The sequence below is a fragment of the Levilactobacillus tongjiangensis genome (genome assembly GCF_003946345.1).
Taxonomy (GTDB): domain Bacteria; phylum Bacillota; class Bacilli; order Lactobacillales; family Lactobacillaceae; genus Levilactobacillus; species Levilactobacillus tongjiangensis.
On sequence record NZ_RHNY01000002.1, the window covers coordinates 97,059 to 122,043 of the forward strand.

Annotated in this window: 26 protein-coding genes; all 26 read right to left on the reverse strand. The window is 47.3% G+C overall.

The window, feature by feature from the left end; translation table 11 throughout:
- Positions 1-146: 146 nt before the first annotated feature.
- The 26 genes from EKM75_RS01470 to EKM75_RS01595 all read right to left on the reverse strand — a co-directional run bounded on the left by EKM75_RS01470 (position 147) and on the right by EKM75_RS01595 (position 24,907).
- On the reverse strand, positions 147-1,004 hold the full coding sequence (locus tag EKM75_RS01470; RefSeq protein WP_125691441.1) for a helix-turn-helix domain-containing protein: 858 nt from the start codon (positions 1,002-1,004) through the stop codon (positions 147-149).
- Between the two features lie 353 nt (positions 1,005-1,357).
- Complete coding sequence (locus tag EKM75_RS01475; protein WP_225426622.1) at positions 1,358-2,968, reverse strand: glycerophosphodiester phosphodiesterase; 1,611 nt, start codon at positions 2,966-2,968, stop codon at positions 1,358-1,360.
- Between the two features lie 76 nt (positions 2,969-3,044).
- On the reverse strand, positions 3,045-4,187 hold the full coding sequence (locus EKM75_RS01480) for a D-alanine--D-alanine ligase family protein (protein WP_125691442.1): 1,143 nt from the start codon (positions 4,185-4,187) through the stop codon (positions 3,045-3,047).
- 74 nt (positions 4,188-4,261) lie between these two features.
- Entirely contained in the window at positions 4,262-5,230 is a 969-nt protein-coding gene (locus EKM75_RS01485; protein ID WP_125691444.1) for a DUF2785 domain-containing protein, read from the reverse strand.
- A gap of 24 nt (positions 5,231-5,254) precedes the next feature.
- On the reverse strand, positions 5,255-6,106 hold the full coding sequence (locus EKM75_RS01490) for an SPFH domain-containing protein (protein ID WP_125691446.1): 852 nt from the start codon (positions 6,104-6,106) through the stop codon (positions 5,255-5,257).
- A gap of 213 nt (positions 6,107-6,319) precedes the next feature.
- Positions 6,320-6,622 (reverse strand): glycine cleavage system protein H, encoded by a 303-nt coding sequence (locus EKM75_RS01495; RefSeq protein WP_125681885.1) that lies wholly within the window; start codon positions 6,620-6,622, stop codon positions 6,320-6,322.
- Between the two features lie 17 nt (positions 6,623-6,639).
- Positions 6,640-7,845: an FtsW/RodA/SpoVE family cell cycle protein gene (locus tag EKM75_RS01500; RefSeq protein ID WP_125691448.1), complete on the reverse strand. Its 1,206-nt coding sequence runs from the start codon at positions 7,843-7,845 to the stop codon at positions 6,640-6,642.
- A 95-nt stretch (positions 7,846-7,940) separates the two neighbouring features.
- The gene (locus tag EKM75_RS01505) at positions 7,941-8,165 is read right to left on the reverse strand and encodes a DUF2969 domain-containing protein (protein ID WP_125681889.1); all 225 of its coding nucleotides are present in this window, start codon (positions 8,163-8,165) and stop codon (positions 7,941-7,943) included.
- Between the two features lie 13 nt (positions 8,166-8,178).
- Positions 8,179-8,469 carry a membrane protein insertion efficiency factor YidD gene (gene yidD, locus EKM75_RS01510; protein WP_125691450.1) on the reverse strand — a complete coding sequence of 97 codons (291 nt, stop codon included), beginning with the start codon at positions 8,467-8,469 and terminating at the stop codon, positions 8,179-8,181.
- A gap of 22 nt (positions 8,470-8,491) precedes the next feature.
- Entirely contained in the window at positions 8,492-9,496 is a 1,005-nt protein-coding gene (gene mreB, locus EKM75_RS01515) for a rod shape-determining protein (RefSeq protein ID WP_125691452.1), read from the reverse strand.
- 748 nt (positions 9,497-10,244) lie between these two features.
- A complete protein-coding gene (gene murA, locus EKM75_RS01520) occupies positions 10,245-11,552 on the reverse strand; it encodes a UDP-N-acetylglucosamine 1-carboxyvinyltransferase (protein ID WP_125691454.1) in 1,308 nt (435 codons plus the stop codon).
- Between the two features lie 27 nt (positions 11,553-11,579).
- Positions 11,580-11,810, reverse strand: coding sequence for a DUF1146 family protein (locus EKM75_RS01525; RefSeq protein ID WP_125681897.1), 231 nt, complete (start codon positions 11,808-11,810; stop codon positions 11,580-11,582).
- Positions 11,811-12,360: 550 nt separating this feature from the next.
- Complete coding sequence (locus EKM75_RS01530) at positions 12,361-12,780, reverse strand: F0F1 ATP synthase subunit epsilon (protein ID WP_125681899.1); 420 nt, start codon at positions 12,778-12,780, stop codon at positions 12,361-12,363.
- 13 nt (positions 12,781-12,793) lie between these two features.
- Positions 12,794-14,209, reverse strand: coding sequence for a F0F1 ATP synthase subunit beta (gene atpD / locus EKM75_RS01535; RefSeq protein ID WP_125691459.1), 1,416 nt, complete (start codon positions 14,207-14,209; stop codon positions 12,794-12,796).
- A 22-nt stretch (positions 14,210-14,231) separates the two neighbouring features.
- Positions 14,232-15,131, reverse strand: coding sequence for a F0F1 ATP synthase subunit gamma (locus tag EKM75_RS01540; protein ID WP_125691461.1), 900 nt, complete (start codon positions 15,129-15,131; stop codon positions 14,232-14,234).
- A gap of 30 nt (positions 15,132-15,161) precedes the next feature.
- Positions 15,162-16,700 (reverse strand): F0F1 ATP synthase subunit alpha, encoded by a 1,539-nt coding sequence (gene atpA / locus EKM75_RS01545; RefSeq protein ID WP_125691463.1) that lies wholly within the window; start codon positions 16,698-16,700, stop codon positions 15,162-15,164.
- A gap of 30 nt (positions 16,701-16,730) precedes the next feature.
- Positions 16,731-17,273 (reverse strand): ATP synthase F1 subunit delta, encoded by a 543-nt coding sequence (gene atpH / locus EKM75_RS01550; RefSeq protein ID WP_125681908.1) that lies wholly within the window; start codon positions 17,271-17,273, stop codon positions 16,731-16,733.
- Complete coding sequence (atpF, locus tag EKM75_RS01555; protein ID WP_125691465.1) at positions 17,263-17,778, reverse strand: F0F1 ATP synthase subunit B; 516 nt, start codon at positions 17,776-17,778, stop codon at positions 17,263-17,265. The genes atpH and atpF overlap by 11 nt, the downstream gene beginning before the upstream one ends.
- A 55-nt stretch (positions 17,779-17,833) precedes the next feature.
- On the reverse strand, positions 17,834-18,046 hold the full coding sequence (gene atpE, locus EKM75_RS01560; protein ID WP_048732192.1) for a F0F1 ATP synthase subunit C: 213 nt from the start codon (positions 18,044-18,046) through the stop codon (positions 17,834-17,836).
- Positions 18,047-18,083: 37 nt separating this feature from the next.
- Positions 18,084-18,803, reverse strand: coding sequence for a F0F1 ATP synthase subunit A (atpB, locus tag EKM75_RS01565; protein ID WP_125681912.1), 720 nt, complete (start codon positions 18,801-18,803; stop codon positions 18,084-18,086).
- A gap of 340 nt (positions 18,804-19,143) precedes the next feature.
- On the reverse strand, positions 19,144-19,779 hold the full coding sequence (upp, locus tag EKM75_RS01570; RefSeq protein WP_125691467.1) for a uracil phosphoribosyltransferase: 636 nt from the start codon (positions 19,777-19,779) through the stop codon (positions 19,144-19,146).
- 93 nt (positions 19,780-19,872) lie between these two features.
- On the reverse strand, positions 19,873-21,114 hold the full coding sequence (gene glyA / locus EKM75_RS01575) for a serine hydroxymethyltransferase (protein ID WP_125691470.1): 1,242 nt from the start codon (positions 21,112-21,114) through the stop codon (positions 19,873-19,875).
- A gap of 77 nt (positions 21,115-21,191) precedes the next feature.
- Complete coding sequence (locus EKM75_RS01580) at positions 21,192-22,211, reverse strand: L-threonylcarbamoyladenylate synthase (protein ID WP_125691472.1); 1,020 nt, start codon at positions 22,209-22,211, stop codon at positions 21,192-21,194.
- A gap of 29 nt (positions 22,212-22,240) precedes the next feature.
- Positions 22,241-23,077, reverse strand: coding sequence for a peptide chain release factor N(5)-glutamine methyltransferase (gene prmC / locus EKM75_RS01585; RefSeq protein ID WP_125691474.1), 837 nt, complete (start codon positions 23,075-23,077; stop codon positions 22,241-22,243).
- The gene (gene prfA, locus EKM75_RS01590; RefSeq protein WP_125691476.1) at positions 23,070-24,155 is read right to left on the reverse strand and encodes a peptide chain release factor 1; all 1,086 of its coding nucleotides are present in this window, start codon (positions 24,153-24,155) and stop codon (positions 23,070-23,072) included. Before prfA ends, prmC begins: the two co-directional genes overlap by 8 nt.
- Before the next feature lie 167 nt (positions 24,156-24,322).
- The gene (locus EKM75_RS01595; RefSeq protein ID WP_125691479.1) at positions 24,323-24,907 is read right to left on the reverse strand and encodes a thymidine kinase; all 585 of its coding nucleotides are present in this window, start codon (positions 24,905-24,907) and stop codon (positions 24,323-24,325) included.
- Between the last annotated feature and the right edge of the window lie 78 nt (positions 24,908-24,985).

The following is a 24,985-nucleotide window of genomic DNA, read 5'->3' on the forward strand; positions in this document are numbered from 1 at the left end:
TAACGTCGATAGACCAATAATCCTGGTCTTGGATTGTTGGTCTATCGGGAATAAGCGACGTTTACCACCCGCAAATAGTTAACAACGACAAAAACAGCTCATGGGACGCGTCCCATGAGCTGTTCAATTTCAGATCAGTTAAGGTGTTACTCCAATAAGGTTGAGCCCACTGCCGGGGCCAAACGTTCTTGTAAGGCCACGTTATGCGTCACTAAAGCCAAAGTCTTCGCAATCATTAGACTCCGCTTAGCAGCAGCTTTAGACATCAAGGCCTGCTCCGCCTGCCCCTTCACTTCATACAAGACGTCAATCAGGTAAAGTGACGCCTGGTGTTTAACCGCGGACAAAGCTGCTTCCACACTCTCAATAACCAGTTGCGGCAGTTGTAATTCTAAGTACATCTTGGCAATTTGGTAGCGCGCCCACACCAACCGTTTAAAGGTGGATTCGTCATGCCACTCGAAATCATCCAGGTAGGACACGGCTTCATTCAAGTAATAGCGGGCCTTATCCAATTCGTGCCGTGACAAGTAGGCACTCGCCATCCCTACATTCCCCACGATGGCATAGAGGTCCCAAGGCATCTTGAACGTCTTGTGCAACAACAGGTTAAAGTGGAAAATGGCTTCGTCTGGCCGACGATGAGCTCCCAATTCTACGAAGCCCCGGTAGTAGTGATACCGTTCCCGGTCAAACGAGTTTTGAACGTTGGTCATTTCTAGCTTCCCCAAGAGGCTAGCAGCTACCAAGTAATCTTCCCGCCGAATTGCCACAGAAATGGCCTCAAACTGTTCGTCCATCCCACTTCCAAGACCAGACAAGACGTCGCTTAGCGAGATGTTCAATCGCCGACAAATCTGCAAGATAATTTTGATACTTGGCACCTTATTTTTCTTTTCCATCAAGCTCACCGTGGCCTGTGTGCAGATACCATCGGCTAATTCCTGCTGGGATAAATTCTTTTGCTTACGATATTGTTTCACTTTACTTCCTAATAATCGCATGTGCTCCTCCTCGCGTATGGTAACGTTGGCAGTGGCTGTTTGTCTGATAAAGCCGAACATTACTCGAATTACGAGCGGCAATTATTTTTAACTATAAGACATAATAATCGCTAAATTCCTACCCCGGAATATAAATGGCCTAGTCCGGTTGCCTTTATCATTAAGTCTAATAATAAGGGATTTCTAAGGGATTACAAGCAATATACTAGATTATGAAAGAACTCTAATTTGTCTAGGCCGTTTCTTCATTTCACTACAAATAAATTTATAAATGGCTGCCGTCAGTCCGAATTTATTCAAAATATTAATTGTCTAAGTTCGTATATTACCCATTCAATTGATTATCCAACAATCTATGCATAGCTAAAAATGAAGTTTTGTAGGACCGCCCAATTGGCATGCCATGACTCCTCCTTCAGGACCCGCTGCAATCGACTCACCTCATTGGTAATTTGCCCGTCGGCTCCCAACGCCCAGCTTCGGGTCATTGCCGAAACCGAGTCTGGCGTCCATACATAAGCCGGTGCGCCCATGCGATGGGCTGCCTGAATAAATTGATGGCTAATCGAAATCTGCTGAAAAGAGTAGAAATCGGCGGGCACTGACCGAGGAGCCACCCAATTAAATGGCGTAATATAACCTACTCGTAACTGAGGTACCCGTTGCCGTAACTGACGAACGACGCGATAATCCAATGAATGTACCGCATCGTGATCCGCCATCAACCGGGAGCCATACTCTTTCGCAAAGCGGGCTACCATCCCCGATGAGTCCTGTCGGGTCGTCTTAATTTCAATCAACAACTTTTGGTGGCGTCGTTCGGCCGTCCGTAAATAAGTCGGCCAACCCACCAAATGGTCCTGATAGCCATTTTCGTGCACTACCAGCCGTTCTAGCTGTGCCAGCGTTACTTGATGTGGGGTGACGTTTTGCTTGGCTAAAGCCCGCAAATTTTCATCATGAAGCACGATCCAGCGATGGTCCCGCGTTTCATGGAGGTCCATTTCAACATAATCCGGATGATGATGCTGAACGTGTCGGAGTGCGCCCAACGTATTTTGCACGCCAACTCCCTGGTCAACGCCTCGGTGGCTGATGGTCAACGTTCGGACGAATTGTGGTTGTTGCCGAACTGTCTGCCAAGCCACGCCACCGATAGCAACTCCCACCAGCAGTACCAGGCTCACCTGTAACCACGGCCTGGCTGTTGGCTTCACCTGACCAGAAATAACTGGTTGGCCACACCAACACCAGACTAGGGTCACTGTCAATAAACCGACCCCGATCAAATAACCCAGCAGAACCACGGCGAGGGAGCCACTCACTAGCCAGCAAGCAACACCTCGACTAACCGCTAAGTCCCGGTTGATCACGACTAATACTTCCGACCCCATCAGCCAAAGGCCACTGATGAGCGCACTGACACCAAGGCCCGTTGCCATCTGCTTAACCGTTCCCGGCCGAGAACCAATTGGTAGAACATGGTGAAAGTGGACCGGGCCCCATAACAGAAAGTAGCCCGCCAGCCCACAGTAAATCAGCGCGACAACTGTCAAGACTGTCCGCCGATTTAAGCCGACAAAGTTAATCCAATCGGCCGGTAAGGTTAAGTGAACCAAGAACTGGCTACCCAAGCCCCACATGCCAAATGGCAAAGCCAACACTGCCAGTGCGAGTAAGCCACTGACCCATCTCAACCAATACTTGGCAACCAAGTGGCCAGTTAATCGCCAGCGAGGTAGCCGCCCCGTCACCAATCCCAACGCAAGGCGAGTCAGCTGACCAGCCACTAATACCCCAGTCAAAATAACCATAGCCATTGCCAACCAGCCAGTGTTGGGTAATTGTCCCACCAATCGCAGGCTCAGCCCACCTAAGGCCACCCCTAACCAACCTGACAGCAACCCTGGATTCATAAGGCCAAATCGCCAGCTCCGTCGCAATTCTTGCCACCATTTATGCACGTTTCACACCTCCCCTGTCAATTGTTCAAAAAAAGCCGGTAGGAACGTCTCCGTTCACTACCGACTAACACGTAATCTAGTTCTTGGGCTTGTAAGTAGAAGCCGCTGAGTTGTCGTCCAATGGGATGAAATCATAAGCCAATTCATCTTGGTAATTGAATTCATTCATGGCGTATGAGATCAATCGGTCGATCAAGTCCTCGTAGCTAATACCCGTTGCCTGCCACAATTGTGGGTACAGACTGATGTTCGTGAACCCAGGTAAAGTGTTGACCTCACCAACGTAAGGTACGCCATCCTTGGAAACCAAGTAGTCGATCCGAGCCATTCCTTTAAGCCCTAACGCAGCGTAAGTTTGCAGGCCCATCTCGGTAATTTCCTTAGTCAGGTCTTCTGGCAACGTTACGGGAACTTCAAAAGTCACACCACTAGCATCAACGAACTTGTTGTTGTAGTCGTAGAAAACGTCCGACTTGGGTACGCGAATTGCGCCTAGCTTAGAAGCCAGTGGCTTTTCGTTCCCCAAAATAGAAATTTCAACTTCTTCAGGACCGTCGATGGTTTGTTCCACTAAGACCTTAAAGTCATACCGGAAAGCATCTTCGATACCATCTTCAAATTCTTGTTCATTACCAGCCTTATGAATTCCCACGGAAGAACCCTGGTTAGCAGGCTTGATGAAGACGTTGTCGCCCAATTTAGCTTGAACGGTTGCGTAGTCAAAGTCCGCGCGATTCTCAGGAGTCAACACGAGGTACTTCGTGTTCCGGATACCATGCGCCGTTAAGACTTGCTTGGTCATATCCTTATCAAAGGACACAGCTGATGCCAAGACACCACTCCCGACAAAGGGCTTTTTCAACAGACGGAAAAGTCCTTGGATCGTGCCGTCTTCACCCAAGTTACCATGAATAATTGGGAAGAAAACATCAATGTTCTTTGCTTGGGACAAATTCCAAATGGGTGCCAATGGGTTTGCAGCGTCTACCTTCGTTTGTTCCTCAGCCGCAACTTCTAATTCATCCTCGCCATCAAATACGCGGCGGGAAGCTTCGTCACTCAGAACGAACCCATCACGCGTCAACAAGAATAAACTAACGTCGTAGCGGTCCTTATCCATTGCATCATAGATGTTATGAGCCGAACGCTTCGAAACATCATGTTCAGAGGAATTTCCACCGAATAATAGACCTACGTGTAGCTTTGATTTTGTATCCATTTTGTCACTCATCCTATCTCGTATATTTCGGTTAGCCTTCAGTATACCATTTCTCAAAATAATTTAGAATGAAATTATCCTAAAAAATCGATGGATGAATTCAAATAATCGTGAATACTCTTGGGCAGGTCGCCATGAAGTCGTAGCGCATCCAGGAGCCGCTTTCGATTAAAGAACCGATTCCAGCCGGCGATGGTGTCTGGACGTCGGTGCAGCGCGACTCGCTGCCGCCATTGCTTCAAGGACAGCAGGAACGCCTCTTCATAAAGTGGATGACGGTTCACCAGTTCAACGAAGTACGTCGCCATCCGGTCATTTTCGCCATAAATCAATGGCGTATTCAGTCGCTTAATTCGTTCCAATAGGGTCATCATCAGGAATAACTTGTCCGCTCGGGGTAACGATTCATTCCCAGCCAACACTGCTAGTAGGTCCGTCGCAGCAGAAAAGGCATGCGCCCAGCCCTGTTGGTTCACGAACCCTCGGGTATCGGTCTCCAAGCAAATGTATGTGCCCGCTAATAACACCGTGTGGCGGAGTTCCTGTTCCCCATAGTTATCAGTTGGCACAAAGTGAAGAATCGCCGCCAGCATCGCCACTCGGGCAGCTCGGCCAAAGACACCCACGTTGGCAGGCTCCAGGATGTGGTTAAATAGCCCGTCCGGATTCTGAAGACTCTCCAGCAAGACCTTCATCTGATTGGAATCAAACGCATCCTGTTGTAACGCGTCGTAAACAGTGAAGTTGATGCCCTCGTAACGGACCTTGGGATCAGTGGACGACAGATGTGCTAATAACAGGTCTAGCTTTTCGCCCGTCAGCGTCACCGGAACGTTTTCTTCTAGTTGATGCCGCATCCCCGTCAAAATGGCAGCGACGCCATCATCGTCATCTGGCAGGGTGACCGCAGTTCGCCGGCGACGGTGAATATCATCCATCAGTTTGCCCAATCGCGTGCTGAGAGATTGATAAATATCCCCGCCTCTGACCTGGTCATTGAGTGCGGCAAGTTCCTGCATTAACGTTCCTATCTGTTCATCCATCGAGCATCCTCCATTAATTTAAACCTACTCGGCAACCTTACCGGTATTGATCACCGGTTGAGAGCCACGTTCATTGATAATCGAAACCATCATGTTATTGATCAGTTGAATCTTTTGATTGTCAGTTAAGTTCAGACTGGTTTCAGCCGACAGCCGTTCAATGGCCCCTTCCGTAATGGAAACAGCCCCTTCCACGATAATCTTTCTAGCGGACAGAATGGCCTGTGATTGTTGCCGTTGCAACATGGCCGATGCAATTTCAGTCGCATAGGCCAAGTGTGTCAACCGTGTCTCCATAATTTGAACACCTGCGACATCTAACCGTTCTTGCAATTCTTCAGTCAGATGATTGGAGACTTCTGTTGGGTTACTTCGCAGCGTTAACGCTTCCCCATCCCCAAAATTATCGTACGCGTATTCTGAAGCTACGTGTCGAATGGCTGATTCACTTTGAATCTCAACGAATTGCTCGTAGTCTTCGACAGCAAACAATGCCTTACTGGTATCCACAACCTTAAACACGATCACAGCAGCAATTTCAACGGGATTTCCTTGAAGGTCATTGACCTTCAGAATAGCACTGTTGAAGTTTCGAACTCGTAAGGACACCGTCGCCTTGTTCGTCAGTGGTACGGTTAAATACAAGCCGGCCTCCCGAATCGTCCCAATATACCGACCAAAGAAGGTCAATACCTTTGATTGATTGGGGCTAATAATCGTCAAACTACTAGCAGCTAAAATTGCCACAAAGATCAGGACAACCGCTAGCACAATCAGTTGGGCCGTTGCAAACAAGTACCCACCGACAAGTAACAGCGCTAAGACAATAATGAGGCCTAAATACCCATTAATGTGAAACACATTCTTTTCTGCCATGTGACTCACTCCATTCCCCTTAATTTTAAGTCAACTAATTGCCGCACTTCTAACTAGCTGTGAGTAAAGTCACAACTAAGCTGGTCTTCTTTATTATACCCGACTCGGGCTGAAACCCCTAAGAAGGTTACATATTTTAGTAAATCTGCGATAACAAAAAAGCCGATTGGACCCCCAACGGGATTGTCCGACCGGCTTCATCAATCGATGATCTTAGTTTTCTTGAACGTCAACAAACCAAGCTGCATCGATATCGCTACCGTTTAAAGCATCGAAATCGCTTGCTAAGGCAGAGTTAACAGCAGTTACTTTACCAGAAACTGGGCTAGGAATATCAGAAACCGCTTTGTCGGCTTCAACGCTTAACAGGTTTTCACCTTTCTTCACGTCGTCCCCAACTTCAGGTAACTTGGCAAACTTAACCGTTCCTAATTCGTCTTGGCCTTCAGAGGTCAAACCGATTCGCGTACCATCGTTAACAGCCTTGGTCCAGAAATACTTTACCATTTCACTCATGTGTAAACATTCTCCTTCTACTTGAACGATTCATTACGACTAAACATGTAACTCTTATAATGATACCGCATTGACATGATTAAGCCAATCCCAATCAGGTTCCCAATCAACGCGGACCCCCCTTGGCTGACGAATGGTAACGGAATACCCGTCAATGGTAGGAGGCCAATACTCATCCCAATATTTTCAAACACGTGGAAGAGAATCATCATGATGACCCCAGTTGAAATGTAGGCATAGAACACGTTCTTAGTATCAAACGTGACCCGAATCATTTGATAGATCAACAGGAAGTACAGGAAGATCAGGACACAGCCACCAATAAACCCAAAGTTTTCACCAATTACGGAAAAAATCATATCGGATTCACGAACTGGCACGTACACGTGGGAAACGTTGAATCCCGTTCCGAAGATTCCCCCGGAACCCACGGCCTTCATACTCTGCCAGAGCTGGTAACCTTCGTTGGAGGTATCTTGAGCAGGATGTAACCAGGTGTCGACCCGAGAGAATTGATAGGCTTGGAACCCAAATTTCTCCAAAATCTGACGCCCACCATCCGTGGTGACTAAGGCTAGCGCCCCACCACCAACCACCGCAATGGCGCTAAAGGCTGGTGCAATGATTTTCCACGTGATTCCAGAAACCAAGATGACCCCACCAACGATAGCAAAAAACACCAACATGGTCCCAAAGTCATTTTGAAGTTTCAGTAACACTGCCACTGGTAACGTCCAGAGAATCAACTTCCCAATCAATAGCCAGTCAGACCGCACTTCATGTGTTGGAAACTGATTGTTATGTTCAGTAACCACTCGGGCCAGCATCAGAATAAAGGCTGGCTTCATGACTTCAGATGGCTGGAAGGTCAATGACCCAATCGCAAACCAACTCCGCGCACCAGTGTTTGCAAAGTACGCACGACTATAGAAGACCAGCACTGCCATGAGCAGGAAGATTCCTATTCCATATAGTACTGGCGCCACCTTCCAGAGTTGCTCTGAATCAAATTGCATAATGATAATGATGGCAACGGTCCCAATCACGTACCAAGCTAACTGAGATACCACGGCGGACGTAATACTGGTTGCACTACTGTCGTGGGTCGCCGCCACGTAGATGGAGGCTAACCCGATCAACGCCAACATCAGGATACAAAAGATGATCCCCCAGTCGATGCGTGACTCGCTGTCGCCCCGCTTTTCTGTCGCATTCTTTGCCACAATGATTGCTCCTTAATCAAAACTAAGATTTGTCTTAATTATAAAGGCCGAAGTGAAATTCATCGTTTCGCTCCGGCCAACTTTACTAAAATTTATTAACCGCGATGCAGGTGATAGTCCCGTAACAGGAGCTCAACACCTTCGTCAACGGACTTGACCCGGTAGACGTCCCCATCGTTCAATTGGGCCTCAAACCGATCTTCATCCGGTGTAACGGTCCCAATAGTTTCGGTCCCGATTTTTAAGACGGACATGCTCCCACCATCAGGTAGTTTCTGCTCATCAATTGTGACTTGGACTGATTTTTCTCGTTTACTCATGCCAACTCTCCTTTTATTTTACGGGGGGGTCATCCAATTTCATTGCCTGACGGTAAGCGCGCTCGGCAGCAACGTTGCGTTTCAAAGTGAAGTGATCCGGCACAGGATCAATACCACCTCGTACAAATGGCTGGCAACGTAAAATTCGCGCAATCCCCATTAAGCTTCCCTTAAATGCCCCGTGCTTCTCTAACGCTTGCAACATATAGTTTGAACACGTCGGATAATACCGACAGGTCGGTGGAAACAACGGTGATATGAACCGCTGATAGCCCCGGACCAGAAAGCGTAATAGGTGACGCATTGTCAGCCCCCCTTTTCACAAATTAGTTATTTTCTTTAGCAGTCTTGGTATCCATATGTTCTAAGAGAACCCCGGCACCTTTGGCCACGTTGTCCAATGGGTCTTCAGAAATGATGACGGGAACCGTCAAACGTTCTGAGAACAGCTTGTCGATGCCATCCAGCAAGGCACCCCCACCGGTCAGCATAATTCCCCGATCAATGATATCCGCAGCTAATTCGGGCGGCGTCGTTTCCAAAACAGTCTTGGCTGCTACAACGATTTGTTCTACCGTATCGTGGATAGCAATTTCCACTTCGGCGGCCGTAATGGTGGTTTCGGTTGGCATACCACTCACTGAATCCCGGCCACGAACTTCCATCGTCTTCTTTTCATTATCAGGATCTGGGTAGGCTGTCCCAATCTTAATCTTAACCGTTTCAGCCGTCCGTTCCCCAATAATCAAATTATGCTTGTGCTTCATGTAGTTCACAATTTCAGAGTTCATCCGGTCACCAGCAACGCGAATGGAACGGCTGGAAACGATGTCCCCTAAGGAGAGGATAGCGATGTCACTCGTTCCCCCACCCATATCGATCACCATGTTACCACTGGGCTTAAAGATGTCCATCCCGGCACCCAACGCAGCAACTTTGGGTTCTTCTTCCAAATAGACCTTGGCACCACCAGATTTTTCAGCAGCCTGAACAATGGCCTTCCGTTCAATCTCAGTAATGTTCGTTGGTGCACAGATCATGATGTTTGGCTTAGATAAGAAGCCTTTGACGCTTAATTTATTGATAAAGTAGGAGAGCATAGCTTCGGTAATATCGAAATCAGAAATGACCCCATCCTTTAACGGACGAATTGCCCGAATGTTACCAGGAGTCCGGCCGACCATCCGGTAAGCCTCTGAACCCACTGCCAAAACCTTGTCAGTCTTCGTGTCAATTGCAACGACGGATGGTTCATTTAATACGATACCCTTGCCGACCACGAAGATTAAAACGTTCGCAGTACCCAGATCAATTCCAATATCTTTCGCCATACTTATGTGTCCTCCTGATTTTTCTGCCAATTTTCAACATTTCATTATACCATAAACGGCCCGAACTCTAAATGGTTTCTCACGGGATACAGCCAATTTACGCAAACATTACCAAACTAAAGGTTGAAAGCTCAAAAACCGTTGTCAAACCAAGAATAATAAGGCGTTATAGACTTGAAATTAGTCTCACCCAGCCACCTGCGGCGGTCAGAGATTCCGCCTGCTGTGGGGAACGCCTCCGGCCTGAAAAACGCTCCTTCGGCTCGGTTTGAAGTCTGGAAAAACCACCAGTCTCCAAACACGTCCCACGCTGTAAGCCAAAATCGGCTAACACCGTCGACACAGTTGGCTCCACCTCTGACCACCTTCGGTTAAATAGGTTCTAAGCTATCTTAAATACCTGAATGATCGCACTTGCTCAATATTATTAGCGCTCCACTAGGTAGCCAAGAGTGAGTCAAATTTGGACTCAGCCGTGGAATTTTCAAGTGATTTTCTTGAAAATGGCGACTTGAAGACGGGTTTTGCGGCTTCAAGTGAGGGTCAAGACCGCTCTTTGGCTTGTCCCGTCCTTCCCACAGCGTTCCAGTCCAAATTTGGCGAACGGTAAGGCGGTAATTTTCAACTATGTCTGATTAAACCCCAATACCCAATTCTTGTTGTATCAAGCACAGTGGGTGCTTCATTGCTTTCAACCTTTAGTTACCAAAATAAAAAGGCGGCTGATTACGCCACCTCTAAATGATTGCTAGTTATTTACGTGCGAGTTCTTTAAAACTACCGCATCGTTATCTGGCACGGAGACCCGCTTGATCTCAGCACCGAGGGCCGCTAACTTCTTGTGGAAGTCATAGTAACCGCGATCTAAGTACTTCAAGTTGGTGACCTGAGTATATCCATCAGCGATTAACCCAGCCAAAACTAGGGCTGCAGCTGCTCGTAAATCAGTAGCTGCCACTTCAGCACCGTTAAAATCAGTTGGGCCGTGCATAACGACCGTCCGTCCGTTAACTTGGTACTGCGCGTTCATCCGCCGAAGTTCTTCCAAATGCATGAACCGGTTTTCAAACACCGTTTCCGTCATAGTACTGGTTCCACCAGCAGCTAATTGTAGGACCGTCATTTGCGGTTGCATATCAGTTGGGAAGCCGGGGTAAGGCAACGTCTTGACGTCCGTTGCTTCTAAGTGTTCTGGGCCGATAACCCGAATGCCATCGGGTTCTTCAGTAACCTGAACACCCATCTCTTGCATTTTAGAAATTAAAAGCTTGTTATGTTCAACGATACCATCCTTGATCAACACGTTTCCGTGGGTCACAGCGGCACCGACCATGAAGGTTCCTGCCTCGATGCGGTCCTGAACCACACTGTGTTCAGCGCCATGCATCTTAGCAACGCCATCGATCCGCAGGGTTTCAGTCCCAGCACCGCGGACGTTAGCCCCCATCTTGTTCAGGATGTTAGCCAAATCAACGATTTCAGGTTCACGGGCAACGTTATCGATGACAGTTGTCCCCTCAGCGAGGCAGGCAGCCATCATGATGTTTTGGGTCGCACCGACACTTGGAAAGTCCAAGTAGATGTGAGTCCCCTGCAAACGATCGGCAAAAGCTTCAATGTAGCCATCATGTTGTTCAATTCGAGCACCCAAGGCTTCTAAGCCCTTCAAGTGTAAATCGATTGGTCGCGTACCAATGGCACAACCACCTGGTAACGCAACCCGGGCATGACCCAACCGAGCCAATAATGGCCCCATAACAACGATTGAAGCGCGCATCTTCGAGACATACTCGAATGGTGCTTCACTAGATACTTGCTTAGTAGCATCAATGGTGACTTCACGCTTACCTTCGTTAAAATCAACTTTCAAATTCAGGAAGCGTAAGACCTTGTTCATCGTATAAACATCTGACAAAACCGGAACATTTGCTAAGTGAGTGATGCCATCTGAGGCAAGAATAGACGCAGCTAAAATAGGCAAAACGGCATTCTTGGCCCCTTCAATGTGGACCACACCAGTTAAGCGGTTCCCACCATGAACGATAATTTTTTCCATGGGATACCTCCAAAGATTATTAAGGGTCTACCGTAACAGGTAGCCCAGGTTACGAACGTTATCGATGAAGTCTAAGAAGAATGAGCTACACCCAAATCCGATGGCGACCGCTAACATCACGATCAACACGCGAGATTGACGGGGGTAAAAAGTCATTAAACGCTCAATATGGAGTGCTGATATTGCCCAAAAAGCCAGAGCAATAAACGATAAATGACTGACAATTGTTAAGATACCCTGTAGCCCGATGAGTCTCATTACCTCAATCCTTCCTAAACATTCCCACTAACTATAGCATAAATTCTCACCCTTGTCCTTGAGATTCCCATAAAATCAGCGTTTGTAATATTACATTTAGCCTGGTTAAGCTTATTAATTAACATATCCCTTGGACTAACCTAAAAAAGCCTTAAGCTTTTAGGGGCTAAATCATGATTCATTCAACCATATTTTTACACAACTTGATCAGTCAAAAAAAACGGTTCAAATTCCGCAAGGTCAACATCCGCTGACTACGGCTCCACGCCTTAGCCCCAGTGTAAAAGCATCTAACACCTTAAAAATTGTAGGGGTATTAGTCAACTCTAGGTCAGCGGATACTGCCAGCTGGCAATGTCAGCTAAACCATTTTGCCAGTTACCAAGTAGTCAGAATAGCTAATTTTCAAGCTCATCTTTGGTAGTAAAACCTGTCAAAATTAACCGACGGTCGCCCTCAACACAAACCTGCACCAAAAAATGAGACTAAAAAAGCGGCCTCCCAATTGGGAGAACCGCTTGCTGACGTTTCAAAGAAACATCAACTGTTTTTAGTGCTTGGCAACGTTGATCCGGTTGACAGCTCGCCGTAAAGCAACCTCTGCCCGTGCAAGGGTGTCGGTATCGTGAGCTTCCTGAGCCTTCTTAATCGTTGCTTCAGCCCGCTTCCGAGCATCTTCCGCCCGGTTAACGTCAATATCGTCTTGACGTTCCGCACTGTCTGCAACAATGGTCGCCACGTTGTCAGAGAATTCAATAAAACCGCCATTAACAGCAATTTCATCTTCATTATCTCCGTGCTTAACCCGTGCCTCATCGACAACGAGTGACGCAATCAAGGGAACGTGATTAGGCAAAATACCTAATTCACCAATAGTCGTCTTAACGACAAGCATATCGCCGTTCTCTTCATACACCTGGCCATCAGGGGTAACGATACTAACAGATAACACTGATTGATTATCAGCCAATTAGAATCCCTCCCTAGTTGTTGGCAACGGCGTCATTCATTTGCTTAGCTTTAGCAATGGCGTCTTCAATGGCACCACAGTTCCGGAAAGCATCTTCTGGTAAGTCATCGTACTTACCATCAAGAATATCCTTGAAACTCCGAATCGTGTCTTCCAACTTGACGTACTTCCCGTCCATACCCGTAAACTGAGAAGCCACGGAGAATGGTTGTGACAGGAAGAATTGAATCCGCCGAGCACGGTTAACGATTGTTTGTTCTTCATCGGATAATTCGTCCATCCCTAAGATAGAGATGATATCTTGCAATTCATGGTACCGTTGCAAAACGTGTTGAACTTCGGTAGCAACTTCATAGTGTTCTTGACCGATGATTTCAGGGGCCAAGGCAGTAGAAGTAGAAGCCAATGGGTCAACGGCTGGATAGATCCCTTGTTGCGTCAAAGAACGTTCCAAGTTAGTCGTTGCGTCCAAATGGGCGAAGGTCGTAGCAGGAGCAGGGTCGGTGTAGTCATCGGCAGGCACATAAACGGCCTGGATAGAGGTGATTGACCCCTTCTTCGTTGACGTGATCCGTTCCTGTAATTGACCCATTTCAGTAGCCAACGTTGGTTGGTAACCAACGGCTGAAGGAATCCGACCCAACAGGGCAGAAACTTCAGAACCGGCTTGCGTGAACCGGAAAATGTTGTCGATGAACAACAGCACGTCTTGGCCCTTAACATCACGGAAGTATTCCGCAATCGTTAAACCGGTCAAAGCAACCCGCATCCGGGCACCAGGAGGTTCGTTCATTTGACCATAAACCATGGCCGTTTGCTTCAGAACTCCAGAACCTTTCATTTCCCAGTACATGTCGTTACCTTCACGAGTCCGTTCACCAACACCGGTGAAGACGGAAATCCCGTTATGGCCTTGGGCAATGTTATGAATTAATTCTTGAATTAAAACGGTCTTACCAACACCGGCACCACCGAACAACCCAATCTTCCCACCACGAACGTAAGGTTCGAGCAAGTCGATAACTTTAATACCCGTTTCCAGGATTTCAGTTGAAGGGTTTAATTCGTCATACTTAGGTGCATCACGGTGAATTGGCATCCGTTCTGCGTCTGGTCCAAATTCGGCACCGCCATCAATTGGATTTCCGAGAACGTTGAACACCCGACCCAGTGTGTCGTCACCGACAGGAACAGAAATAGAAGCACCAGTGTTTTCTACTTCCAGTCCCCGACGAAGACCATCGGTACCGTCCATGGCAATCGTCCGCATAACCCCGTCACCTAATTCCAAGGCAACTTCGGTTACAAGGACACTACCATCATCTTTTTTGATGTTTAGGGCGGTGTTGATGTCAGGTAATTCATCATTCAACGGGAATTCAACGTCGACAACAGGTCCGATAACTTGAACAATTTTACCAGCACTCATTATTCGTTAATTCCTCCCGTCATTAGTTTTTTAAGGCTTCCTGCCCACCGGTAATTTCGGTGATTTCAGTCGTGATCGCTGCTTGACGTGCACGGTTATAGTGCAGCTGCAGAGTCGCAATTAAATCATCAGCATTATCGGTGGCAGACTGCATCGCATTGGTACTTGATGCATGTTCAGCCGTCTTTGCGTCCAAGATAGCACCATAAACTAAGCTTTCAGCGTATTGTGGTAACACAACTTGGAGCACAGCTTCTTCAGAGGGCTCCGTATCGTATTCAGCAGTTAATGGTGATACTTGCGTATCGTTTGCCGCATCAGTCGTCATTGTTTCCTTGTCGACTGGTAACATCTTCTCAGCCCGAAAACGAGATGAGATTCGGTTAACATAATGGTTGTAGCACACGAAGAGTTCATCGAACACTTCGTTGTTAAACATCGTGGTAACGGTCTTCACGATCTCCCGAACTTCATTGAATTCAGGTACATCGCTGACCCCACGATATTCATAAGCCACGTTAACACCCCGGTGCCGGTAAAAATCAGCACCCGTACCACCAACGGCTAACACCATGTAGTCGTCTTGGTTGGGCGTCCGTTCTTTAATGAACGCATTGGCATCCCGTAAGACGCTGCTATTGTAGCTTCCCACCATACCACGATCGGAGGTGATCACTAAATATGCGGTTTTCTTTACTGGACGGTTCGACTGTAGGTTACTTGAGGAATTATCCAACAGATGAGACTGCGAAAGATGCATGACGACAGCCTTAACCTTAGAAACATAGTCTTGGTAGCCGACTGCTTGTTTCTGAATCTTATTTAACTTCGCCGTCGAGACCATGTGCATCGCCGCCGTAATTTGACGAGTTGCTTTCGTGGACGTAATTCGACGTTGAACGTCATGAATTGATTCAGCCATTATTTCTCACCATCCTTCCTTCAAGTACTCTTAATCAGCCGCGTTAGCCGAGTCGTCGGCCTTGGCAGTTGGTTGGAAAGTCGTATCGAATTCAGCAATGGCCTTTTCCAGGGAGTCGCCTTCTGGCAGGTTCCCAGTCGTGGTAATTGTGTCTTCGAGATCTTGGTGGCTAGCGTCCATGTAATCAAACAATTCGTTTTGGTAACGTAAGACGTCAGCAATTTCGAGCTTGTCCAAATGACCATGGGTCAAAGCAAACAAGATAATAACTTCCTTAGCAACGGGAACGGATTCGTGTAAGCCTTGCTTTAAGACTTCAACAGTCCGGGCCCCACGGTCCAATCGTGCCTTAGTAGCAGCATCCAAATCAGAACCGAATTGAGCGAAGGATTCCAGTTCACGGTAGGCAGATAAGTCCAACCGTAAAGTCCCGGCAACCTTCTTCATGGCTTTGATTTGAGCGTCCCCACCAACCCGGGAAACGGAAGTCCCGGCATCCATGGCTGGCCGAACACCTGAATAGAAGGAATCACTGTTCAGGAAGATTTGACCATCGGTGATGGAAATAACGTTGGTTGGAATATAAGCTGAAACGTCACCAGCTTTGGTTTCAATGACAGGTAAGGCCGTCATTGAACCGCCACCAAGTTTATCGTTTAACTTAGCTGCCCGTTCAAGTAAACGAGAGTGGGTGTAGAAAATATCACCAGGATATGCTTCACGACCTGGCGCACGCCGCAGAATCAGAGAAAGTTCACGGTAAGCATCGGCTTGCTTGGTTAAATCATCATAGACGATCAACACATGTTGGCCGTTGTTCATGAACTCTTCACCCATAGCTGCACCGGCATAAGGCGCCACGTACAGTAATGGTGCTGGTTCAGATGGTGCAGCGGTTACGACGATGGTGTAGTCCATGGCGCCAAATTTCTCCAGCGTAGCCACTTGTGCACGAACCGTAGAAGCCTTCTGACCAATTGCGACGTAGATACAAATCATGTTTTGATCTTTTTGGTTAATAATCGTGTCAATCGCGATTGAAGACTTACCCGTCTTCCGGTCACCGATAATCAATTCACGTTGACCACGACCAATTGGAACTAAGGCATCAATGGCCTTGATCCCGGTTTGTAGAGGTTCGCTAACCCCTTGCCGGTCCATAACCCCTGGGGCTTTATGTTCAATTGGACGCGTCTTGTCCGTGGAAATGTCCCCTTTACCGTCGATTGGTTGACCCAATGGGTTAACAACCCGGCCAATCAGTTGATCGCCAACGGGAACTTCCATGATTCGGCCAGTCCGCTTGACGGTATCGCCTTCAGTGATTCCAGTGAAATCACCCAAGATAACGATACCAACGTCACTGGCTTCGAGGTTTTGGACCATTCCATAAACCCCGTTATCAAATAACAGTAACTCACCTTGCAAAGCGTTGTTCAGACCGTGGGCCCGAGCGACACCATCACCAACGTAAGTAACCGTACCAGTTTCTTCAACTGAGATTTCATCTTTGTAGTTTTCTAATTGTTGTTTAATTAGAGCACTGATTTCCTCAGCTTTAATGCTCATGAAAGTTTCACCTCTTTATCACCGAATTCGTTATGCTAGCAGTTGCTGCCGTAAACGATTAATTTTAGTCCGTAAGCTACCATCAAGAACCGTATCAGCGGCCTTAACAATGACTCCGCCGATCACATCAGGATCGACTTTACTGTTCAAAATAACTTTTTGAGCACCGACGCGTTCAGCATAAGCGGCTTCAATCTTGGCCAATTGGTCATCAGAAAGTGCCACCGCAGTTGTCACTTCAGCATACACCGTATTGTGCGCTTCATCGTACAGGGCTTGGAATTGGTCAATAATATCGACCAAGTTTTCCATGCGACCGTAGTCATAAGTCATTTGAATCAGATTTTTGATGTGGGGCGACGCCTGCTTCAACAAAGGTTCAAGCAATGCGGCTCGTTCATCGGCCTTCAGGCTAGCATCTGAGAGAACTGTGCTCAACTGTGGGTTGTCCTGGAAGACACGCCGAAGTTCCTTTAATTCTGAAAAGCCTGACTCCAGTTCGTCTTGTTCGGACAACACATCAAATAATGCTCGTGAGTAGCGACTTGCTACCGTTGCCCTATTAAGACTCATGTTGCTTCCCCAACCCTTCAATATAAGAATCAATCAATGCCTTTTGATCGTCAGCTTTTAATTCCCGTTGAATGATCTTGGAAGCAATCTCAATAGATAAGTCTGCCACATCGTTGCGAGCATCTGACAAAGCATCTTGTCGTTCTTGTTCAATGTCCTTCTGGGCATTTTGCTTCAACGTTTGGACATCCGCTTGCGCCTGTGTCACGATTTGTTCACGCTGTTGTTGACCATTGGTCTTCGCGGTGTTCACAATCGTTTGTGCTTCGGAACGTGAGTTAGCCAAAGCGGCTTCCCGCTTCTGAACTAAGCCAGCAGCATCATTCCGTGACTTTTCGGCAGAATCAATATCGTTACTGATTTTGTCGGCACGTTCTTGCATCATTTTCGTAACAGGACCCCAAGCAAGGACTTTAATAATCCACATTAACAGAACAAATGAAATAACGTAGAAAATTGTGTCTCCATAATAGAGCATCTGACCAATCACTAAATGTGAGAGCATCTATTGACACCTCCTTTTGCTATCAGATATTTACAACCAAACTGATTCATTGTTACTACTTGTTCATAACCATCAAAGCAACAACGAAGGAGATGATAGGCATGGCTTCAACCAGCCCAACCCCGATAAACATGTTCGTCCGTAATTGACCTGATAATTCAGGTTGACGAACCATACCTTCAAGCATCTTTGAGATGACGATACCATCACCGATACCCCCACCAATGGCGGCACCAAACATAGCAATACCAGCTGCAATAGCTCCCATAATCTGTGTTTCCTCCTTAAATTAAATAAACCTTTTTCTATCCCTCAACTTCTAATTTCTGAGAAATATAAACTGATGACAACGTAACGAAAACGAAGGCTTGAATTGCTCCCAAGAAAGCGGAGAACCCTTGCCAAGCCATTTCAATCGGCAACGCAACAATCATTGTCACGATACCGTGTGAAACTGCCAAATTCCAGATTACCCCCAACAGCATTTCGCCAGAGAAGATAACCCCAAAGATACGAAGACCCAACGTCAAGAAGTTCGTGAATTCCTCAAAGATACTAATCGGAAGCCAGAACACGAAAGGCTTCAAGTAGTTGGTAAAGTGAGCCTTGTACCCCAATTTCATCACACCAGCGAATTGAGCTAACATCATCGTCATTAACGAGAATGTTAACGTTACGATGGGATCAGAAGTAGGACTACGCATAATCGTTGCCCCACTTCGGGTCGCCACCTGAATAAATAACCCAATTTCGTTAGATAGGAAGAGAAAGAGGAACAAAGTAAAGCCCCACAAACCAAACTTACCAACATCGCCAGCGGGGATTGATCCCTTCAGGATGCCGTTGGTAAAATCGATCAACCATTCCAAGAAGTTTTGCCCCTTGGTTGGCTTCATTGCCAATTTTCTAGAAGTGAAAAAAATGACTGCTACAACCAGTAGAAAAACGACCGAACCGGCAACAATGTTAGCAGTACTAAATGTCAGTCCCAAAAATTGGAAGGTTGAAACTGGTTCACCATTCACCGAATATCACCTCTTTTCCACACTATATGAACGCAATTCCCAAGTAGTTCCCGATAACTCTAGGCATTTCCTCAAGAGATGCGGAATAGTGAACGAAGCGAGCGCTCCATTCAAATACACTGGAAATCATACCACCAATCCTACAAAAAGACAAAATAATTTTTCACCCTATAAGCAATTTCGAAAGCTTGTATAAAGTCAGTGTTCGTAACGGCTGCCAAGCGGTTAAAACAAATATTTGCGCGCGCACTTGCAAACAGATTTATTTGACGAACTTTTTCAAAACCAAATTCATCAAATAAATAAGAGATTCGGCAAATTTGCCGAATCTCTTTAAAGTTTATTTCGTTCCAAACAGACGGTCACCGGCATCACCGAGACCAGGTACAATGTAACCATCTTCGTTCAAGTGGTCGTCCAAAGCGGCCGTGAAGATATCCACGTCCGGATGAGCAGCCCGCAATGCTTTGACCCCTTCTGGTGCGGAAACTAAGCAAACGAACTTCATGTTATTTTCACTAGCGCCACGCTTCTTCAAGGCGTCAATTGCCATGATGGCAGAACCACCAGTAGCCAGCATTGGGTCCACAATGAAAATCTGCCGCTGATCAATGTCAGATGGCATTTTTACGAAGTATTCATGGGGTTGGAGTGTTTCTTCGTCACGATACATCCCAATATGACCGACCTTAGCGGCAGGAATCAACTCCAAGATACCGTCGACCATCCCGATCCCAGCACGCAGGATTGGGACAATGGCGACCTTCTTACCGGAGAGCTCCTTAGCAGTCATCTTAGACACCGGCGTCTCGATTACCTTATCTTGCAACGGCATATCACGTGAGACTTCATATGCCATCAAAGTCGAGATTTCGTTGACAACCTCGCGGAAACTGCGGGTCCCACAGTTCTTACTACGAATGATTGTCAGCTTGTGTTGAATCAACGGGTGGTCGAGTACTTGAAACTTACCCATGAATAAACGCTCCTTTATGATTTCTTTCAATTGTACCATGTATCGTCAATGACCGAACATAGAATTTGAAATGAAACCGTTTTTTCTAAAAAATTATGGTAACGCTGTTAGTGGGTGAGCGCTGGTCAAGGCTTGAACCCGTTCGCGGACCTGATTTAAGACGGCTTCATCTTCAGAATTTTCAATGGTTTGCATGATCAACCGGGCGACCTCACGGCATTCGTCGGCGTTAAACCCACGCGTCGTGATTGCCGGCGTCCCTAAGCGAATACCTGACGTCTTAAATGGACTCAGGGGTTCGTTCGGAATCGATTCCTTATTGGTCGTAATCATCACGCTGTCCAGTAATTCTTGGGCTTGCTTCCCATTCAGTGGCGTCTTCGTTAAGTCGATCGTCATCAAATGATTGTCCGTTCCACCAGAAATGACCCGGACATCGTCCATCTTGTTGAACTCGTCAGCCATCGCCTGTGCGTTGTCAATAATCCGCTGTGAATATTGGGTGAACTCTGGCTGCAGGTCTTCGTGTAAAGCAACCGCCTTGGCAGCAATCACATGTTCCAGTGGCCCACCTTGTGTCCCAGGGAAGACAGCTGAATTAATGCGCTTAGCATTCTCAGCTTGTGAAAGGATCAAGCCCCCCCGTGGTCCCCGTAAGGTTTTGTGTGTCGTCGTCGTAACTACATCGGCGATGCCCACTGGACTTGGGTGTAGCCCTGAAGCCACTAAACCGGCGATATGGGCCATGTCCACCATTAGGTAGGCTCCCACTTCATCGGCAATGTCGCGGAATGCTTGCCAATCAATGATTCGTGAGTAAGCTGAAGCTCCGGCTACAATCATCTGCGGCTTAACCTTTTTCGCAATGTCCCGAATCATATCGTAATCCAACAACTCTGTCTCGGGATTTAACCCGTAACCGTAGTCTTTATAAATCTTTCCAGAGAAGTTAACACTAGCCCCGTGCGTTAAATGCCCCCCAGCATCTAAGCTCATCCCGAGAATAATGTCTCCAGGCTTCAGAAAAGCCGCGTATGCCGCTTGGTTCGCCTGAGAACCGGAGTGTGGTTGCACGTTAGCGTATTCGGCACCAAAGAGCTTCTTAGCACGGTCAATGGCCAGTTGTTCAACCACATCAATGTACTGAGCGCCCCCATAATATCGTTTGCCCGGATACCCTTCGGCGTACTTGTTGGTCAAAACGGACCCCTGTGCTTCACGGACTGCGTGACTCACAATGTTTTCGGAAGCAATCAGTTCAATTGTATTCTCCTGACGATCTTCTTCCTTCGCAATGGCGTTCCATAGTTCTGGATCTTGGTCTTTAAAATTCATGTTAACCCCTCCTAAGCAGTGATTAGATTAATTCTACCAGAAAGATTCATTTCAGCTGCACGACTTGGCTTACAAATTTATTTATTAGTAAAGTGAGTCTGCCCAGCCGATTTATTTAAGCGATTCATATAGGCTGCCCCTAGGCCTTGATCATCAAACCCTTGTGCCAGAATACTTTTAACTGGTGATTCCAAGTCAAAATGACGAAGCCCAGCAAATAGCTGATGACTTGCCGTCTGCATATCAGCACCCAGCGTGAAAAACTCTGCGTTAGCCGGCAGTCGGTCGTTAGCAATCGTGGCAGCTAACGCCATGACCCCCACTTGACCATCCTGTTGACCTGCCCAAGCTAAGGCAGCTGGCCAGTCTTCCTCGTGATCAACGATGTAGACCTGCGCGTTAGGCGCGTAATGTTTGTACTTCATGCCAGGTGCCTTAGGAACCTCGCCTGCACCAACGTGATGATGACTAGACCGAACCGTCCCAATAACTTTTTCAAGCTGTTCCTCGGTCACCCCACCTGGACGCAGAATGGTGGGCACGTCCGTAGACATGTCCAAAACAGTTGATTCCACCCCAACTCTAGTGGGACCATCATCCAAAATACCGGCAATCTTACCATTTAAGTCATGATAAACATGTTCTGCCAGTGTTGGGCTAGGCTTTCCCGACGTGTTCGCTGAAGGACCAACCAGTGGCACGCCAGATTCACGAATCAAATCCAGCGTAGGCTGGTTATCCGGATTCCGGAAAGCAGCGGTGGTCAAGCCACCGGTCACGGACTTAGAAAGTGCCCCTGGCTGGAGTTCAAAAATGAGTGTCAAGGGGCCGGGCCAAAAAGCCTTGATCAGCTTCTCAGCAGCCGCTGGGAGTGGTTGGGCATACTTTCTCACCTGATCCACCCCCGTCACGTGAACGATCAACGGGTTATCACTTGGCCGACCTTTGGCTTGATACACTTGCTTAACGGCGGCCTCGTTGGTGGCATCGGCACCTAAACCGTAAACGGTCTCCGTAGGAAAAGCGACCAACTCGCCAGCTTTAATTGCAGCCGCTGCTTGATTGATCTGATTTGGTTTAAAAATTTTCGTTTCCATCTGCATCCATACACTCCCATCTAACAAATCTAAAGTTGCACACACACCATCCGGTCGTGGCCATTAATATCTTGACGAATCGTGACCGTTGCTTGTGGGAAGGCTCGTTCGAAAATTTCTTGAACGGCACTACCCTGACGATAACCGATTTCAGCAAAGAACCGACCGTGCTTGGTCAAAACGGTCGGTAGTTCAGCGGCAAACCGCCGGTAAAAATCTAAGCCGTGGTCATCCGCAAAGAGTGCCTGTTGGGGTTCGTACTTCTTCACAGATTCATCCATAACGGCTAGTTCTTCTCGATCAATATACGGTGGATTTGATACAACAATATCAAACCGTTCACCAGCCACTGGCGCAAATAAATCGCCGGTGACAAAGGTCACGGGTGCTTCCAGCGCCCGGGCATTCGTTTGGGCAACCTGCACGGCGGCTTCTGAAATGTCACTGGCAGTGACTTGCCACCGGGGACGTTCAGCCTTTAAGGTCACGGCAATTGCCCCACTTCCAGTCCCCACGTCCAAAAGACTGAGCGTCGGTGTTGGGACGGTTAGGACCCAAGCCACCAACTCTTCAGTCTCTTGCCGCGGAATCAAAGTTGCGGGTGTTACGTGAAATTCACGACCGTAAAATGGGGCGTGTCCCAGAACGTACTGCGCTGGTTCGCCCGCACAGACCCGTTCTAACGTCTCCCGATATCGCTCCTGGACAGCAACCGGAACTGGCTCCCGGTAATGCTGTATCAGCTCGGTATACCGCCAGTTCTGTCCCTCAAGAAGCAGATACTGGGCCACACTCTCATCGCGGTTAGCAGACCGCAATTGTTCCTGCGCCCTCTTTAGCAACTGAAAATAAGTCACTTTAGCCATTATTCTTCAGGTCTTCAAGCTTGGCGGCTTGATCAGACAAAATCAGTGCATCAATGATGTCGTCCATTTCACCGTTCATGACTCGATCAAGCTTGTTCAACGTCAACCCGATGCGGTGATCGGTCACCCGGTTTTGTGGATAATTGTAGGTCCGAATCCGTTCAGAACGGTCCCCAGTCCCTACAGCTGACTTCCGTTCGGCGTTGTAGGCGTCTTCTTCTTGTTGCTTGTAGTAATCATAGACCCGAGCCCGCAAAATAGTCATGGCCTTGGCCCGGTTTTGTTGTTGTGACCGTTCGTCTTGCATGGCCACCACGATACCAGTTGGCAAGTGGGTCATTCGCACAGCTGAAGAGGTCTTGTTGATATGTTGACCACCGGCACCGGATGAACGATAAACGTCGGTCCGAATATCCTTGGGGTCAATATCGATATCAACGTCTTCTTCTTCAGGCATAACGCCGACAGTGGCAGTACTGGTGTGGACCCGACCAGCTGACTCAGTAGCAGGCACCCGTTGTACCCGGTGGGCACCGTTCTCATACTTCAGCTTAGAATAAACCTTGTCACCCGTAATCATCAAAACGATTTCCTTGAACCCACCAACTTCAGTGGCGTTCTCATCAACCACTTCAATCGACCAACCTTGGCGTTCGGCGTACTTGGAGTACATGCTAAAGAGATCAGCGGCAAATAAGCTAGCTTCATCCCCACCGGCAGCCCCATGGATTTCCATGATGATGTTCTTATCATCGTTAGGATCTTTGGGTAAGAGTAAGACTTTAATGTCATCTTCTAACTTCGTTTTTTGTTCGTTTAAATCTTTCAGCTCTTCTTTGACCATGGCATCCATGTCATCGTCCAGCTTTTCGCGGAGCATTTCATCGTCATCAGCAATTTGCTGGGTAACGCTTTGGTATTGGTGATATTTGTCCACCGTTTCCCGCAACTCCCCTTCTTCTTTGGAGAGTTTCATAAATTTTTGCGTATCAGCAATCACTTCAGGATCACTGATTAATTCATTCAGCTCGTCATAGCGGTCGGCTACGGCTTGGAGCTTGTCAAACATTTCATCCATTCGATTTAACCTCTTTCATATCTTTAAACATCATTAAAATAGTGTCTACAATGACGATTTCTACATTAAATAGCGACTCTAAATTTCTAACTGACCTCTATTTTCTGGCCATGCTGGCCCAACAATGTGACAATTGCAGCTACTAGCGTACTTACCGTGGCGTCACATTACTTGCCAATCTGATCCATTGGTGGGTTGAAGTAGTGACGACGGCAGACGGGGTAATACGTCTCATTACCGCCAATTTGAACCTGTTCGCCTTCGTAGACGGGCGTGTTGTCATGAAACCGTAAATTCATGATGGCCTTCTTCGTACAGAACCAGCAAATCGTCTTCATTTCTTCGAGTTTATCTGCATACAGCATCAGGTACTTAGACCCTTCGAACAACTCATTACGGAAATCATTCTTCAAACCAAACGTCATCACGGGGATGTGCAACTCATCAACCACCTTAGCCAGCTGTAACACGTGGGCCTTGGTTAAAAACTGTGCTTCATCAATCAAAACACAGTTGGCTTTTGCGTCAATGCGTTCAATTTCCTCGTACAGATTCGTCTCCTTAAAGATTGGGAGAGCTGCCCGCTTTAGCCCAATCCGACTGGTGATGTAACCCACTCCAGTGCGCGTATCTAACCCACTGGTCATAATAATGACTCGCTTGTGTTGTTCCTCATAGTTATGAGCGACCTTCAAAATTTCAATGCTCTTCCCACTATTCATTGCACCGTACCGAAAAAACAGCTGCGCCACGTTACTCCCACCTTTTTGACAGTTTCTATCTATTATAGCTGATTAGTCCTTAAAATTCGACCGTCGTTCCCCCAAACT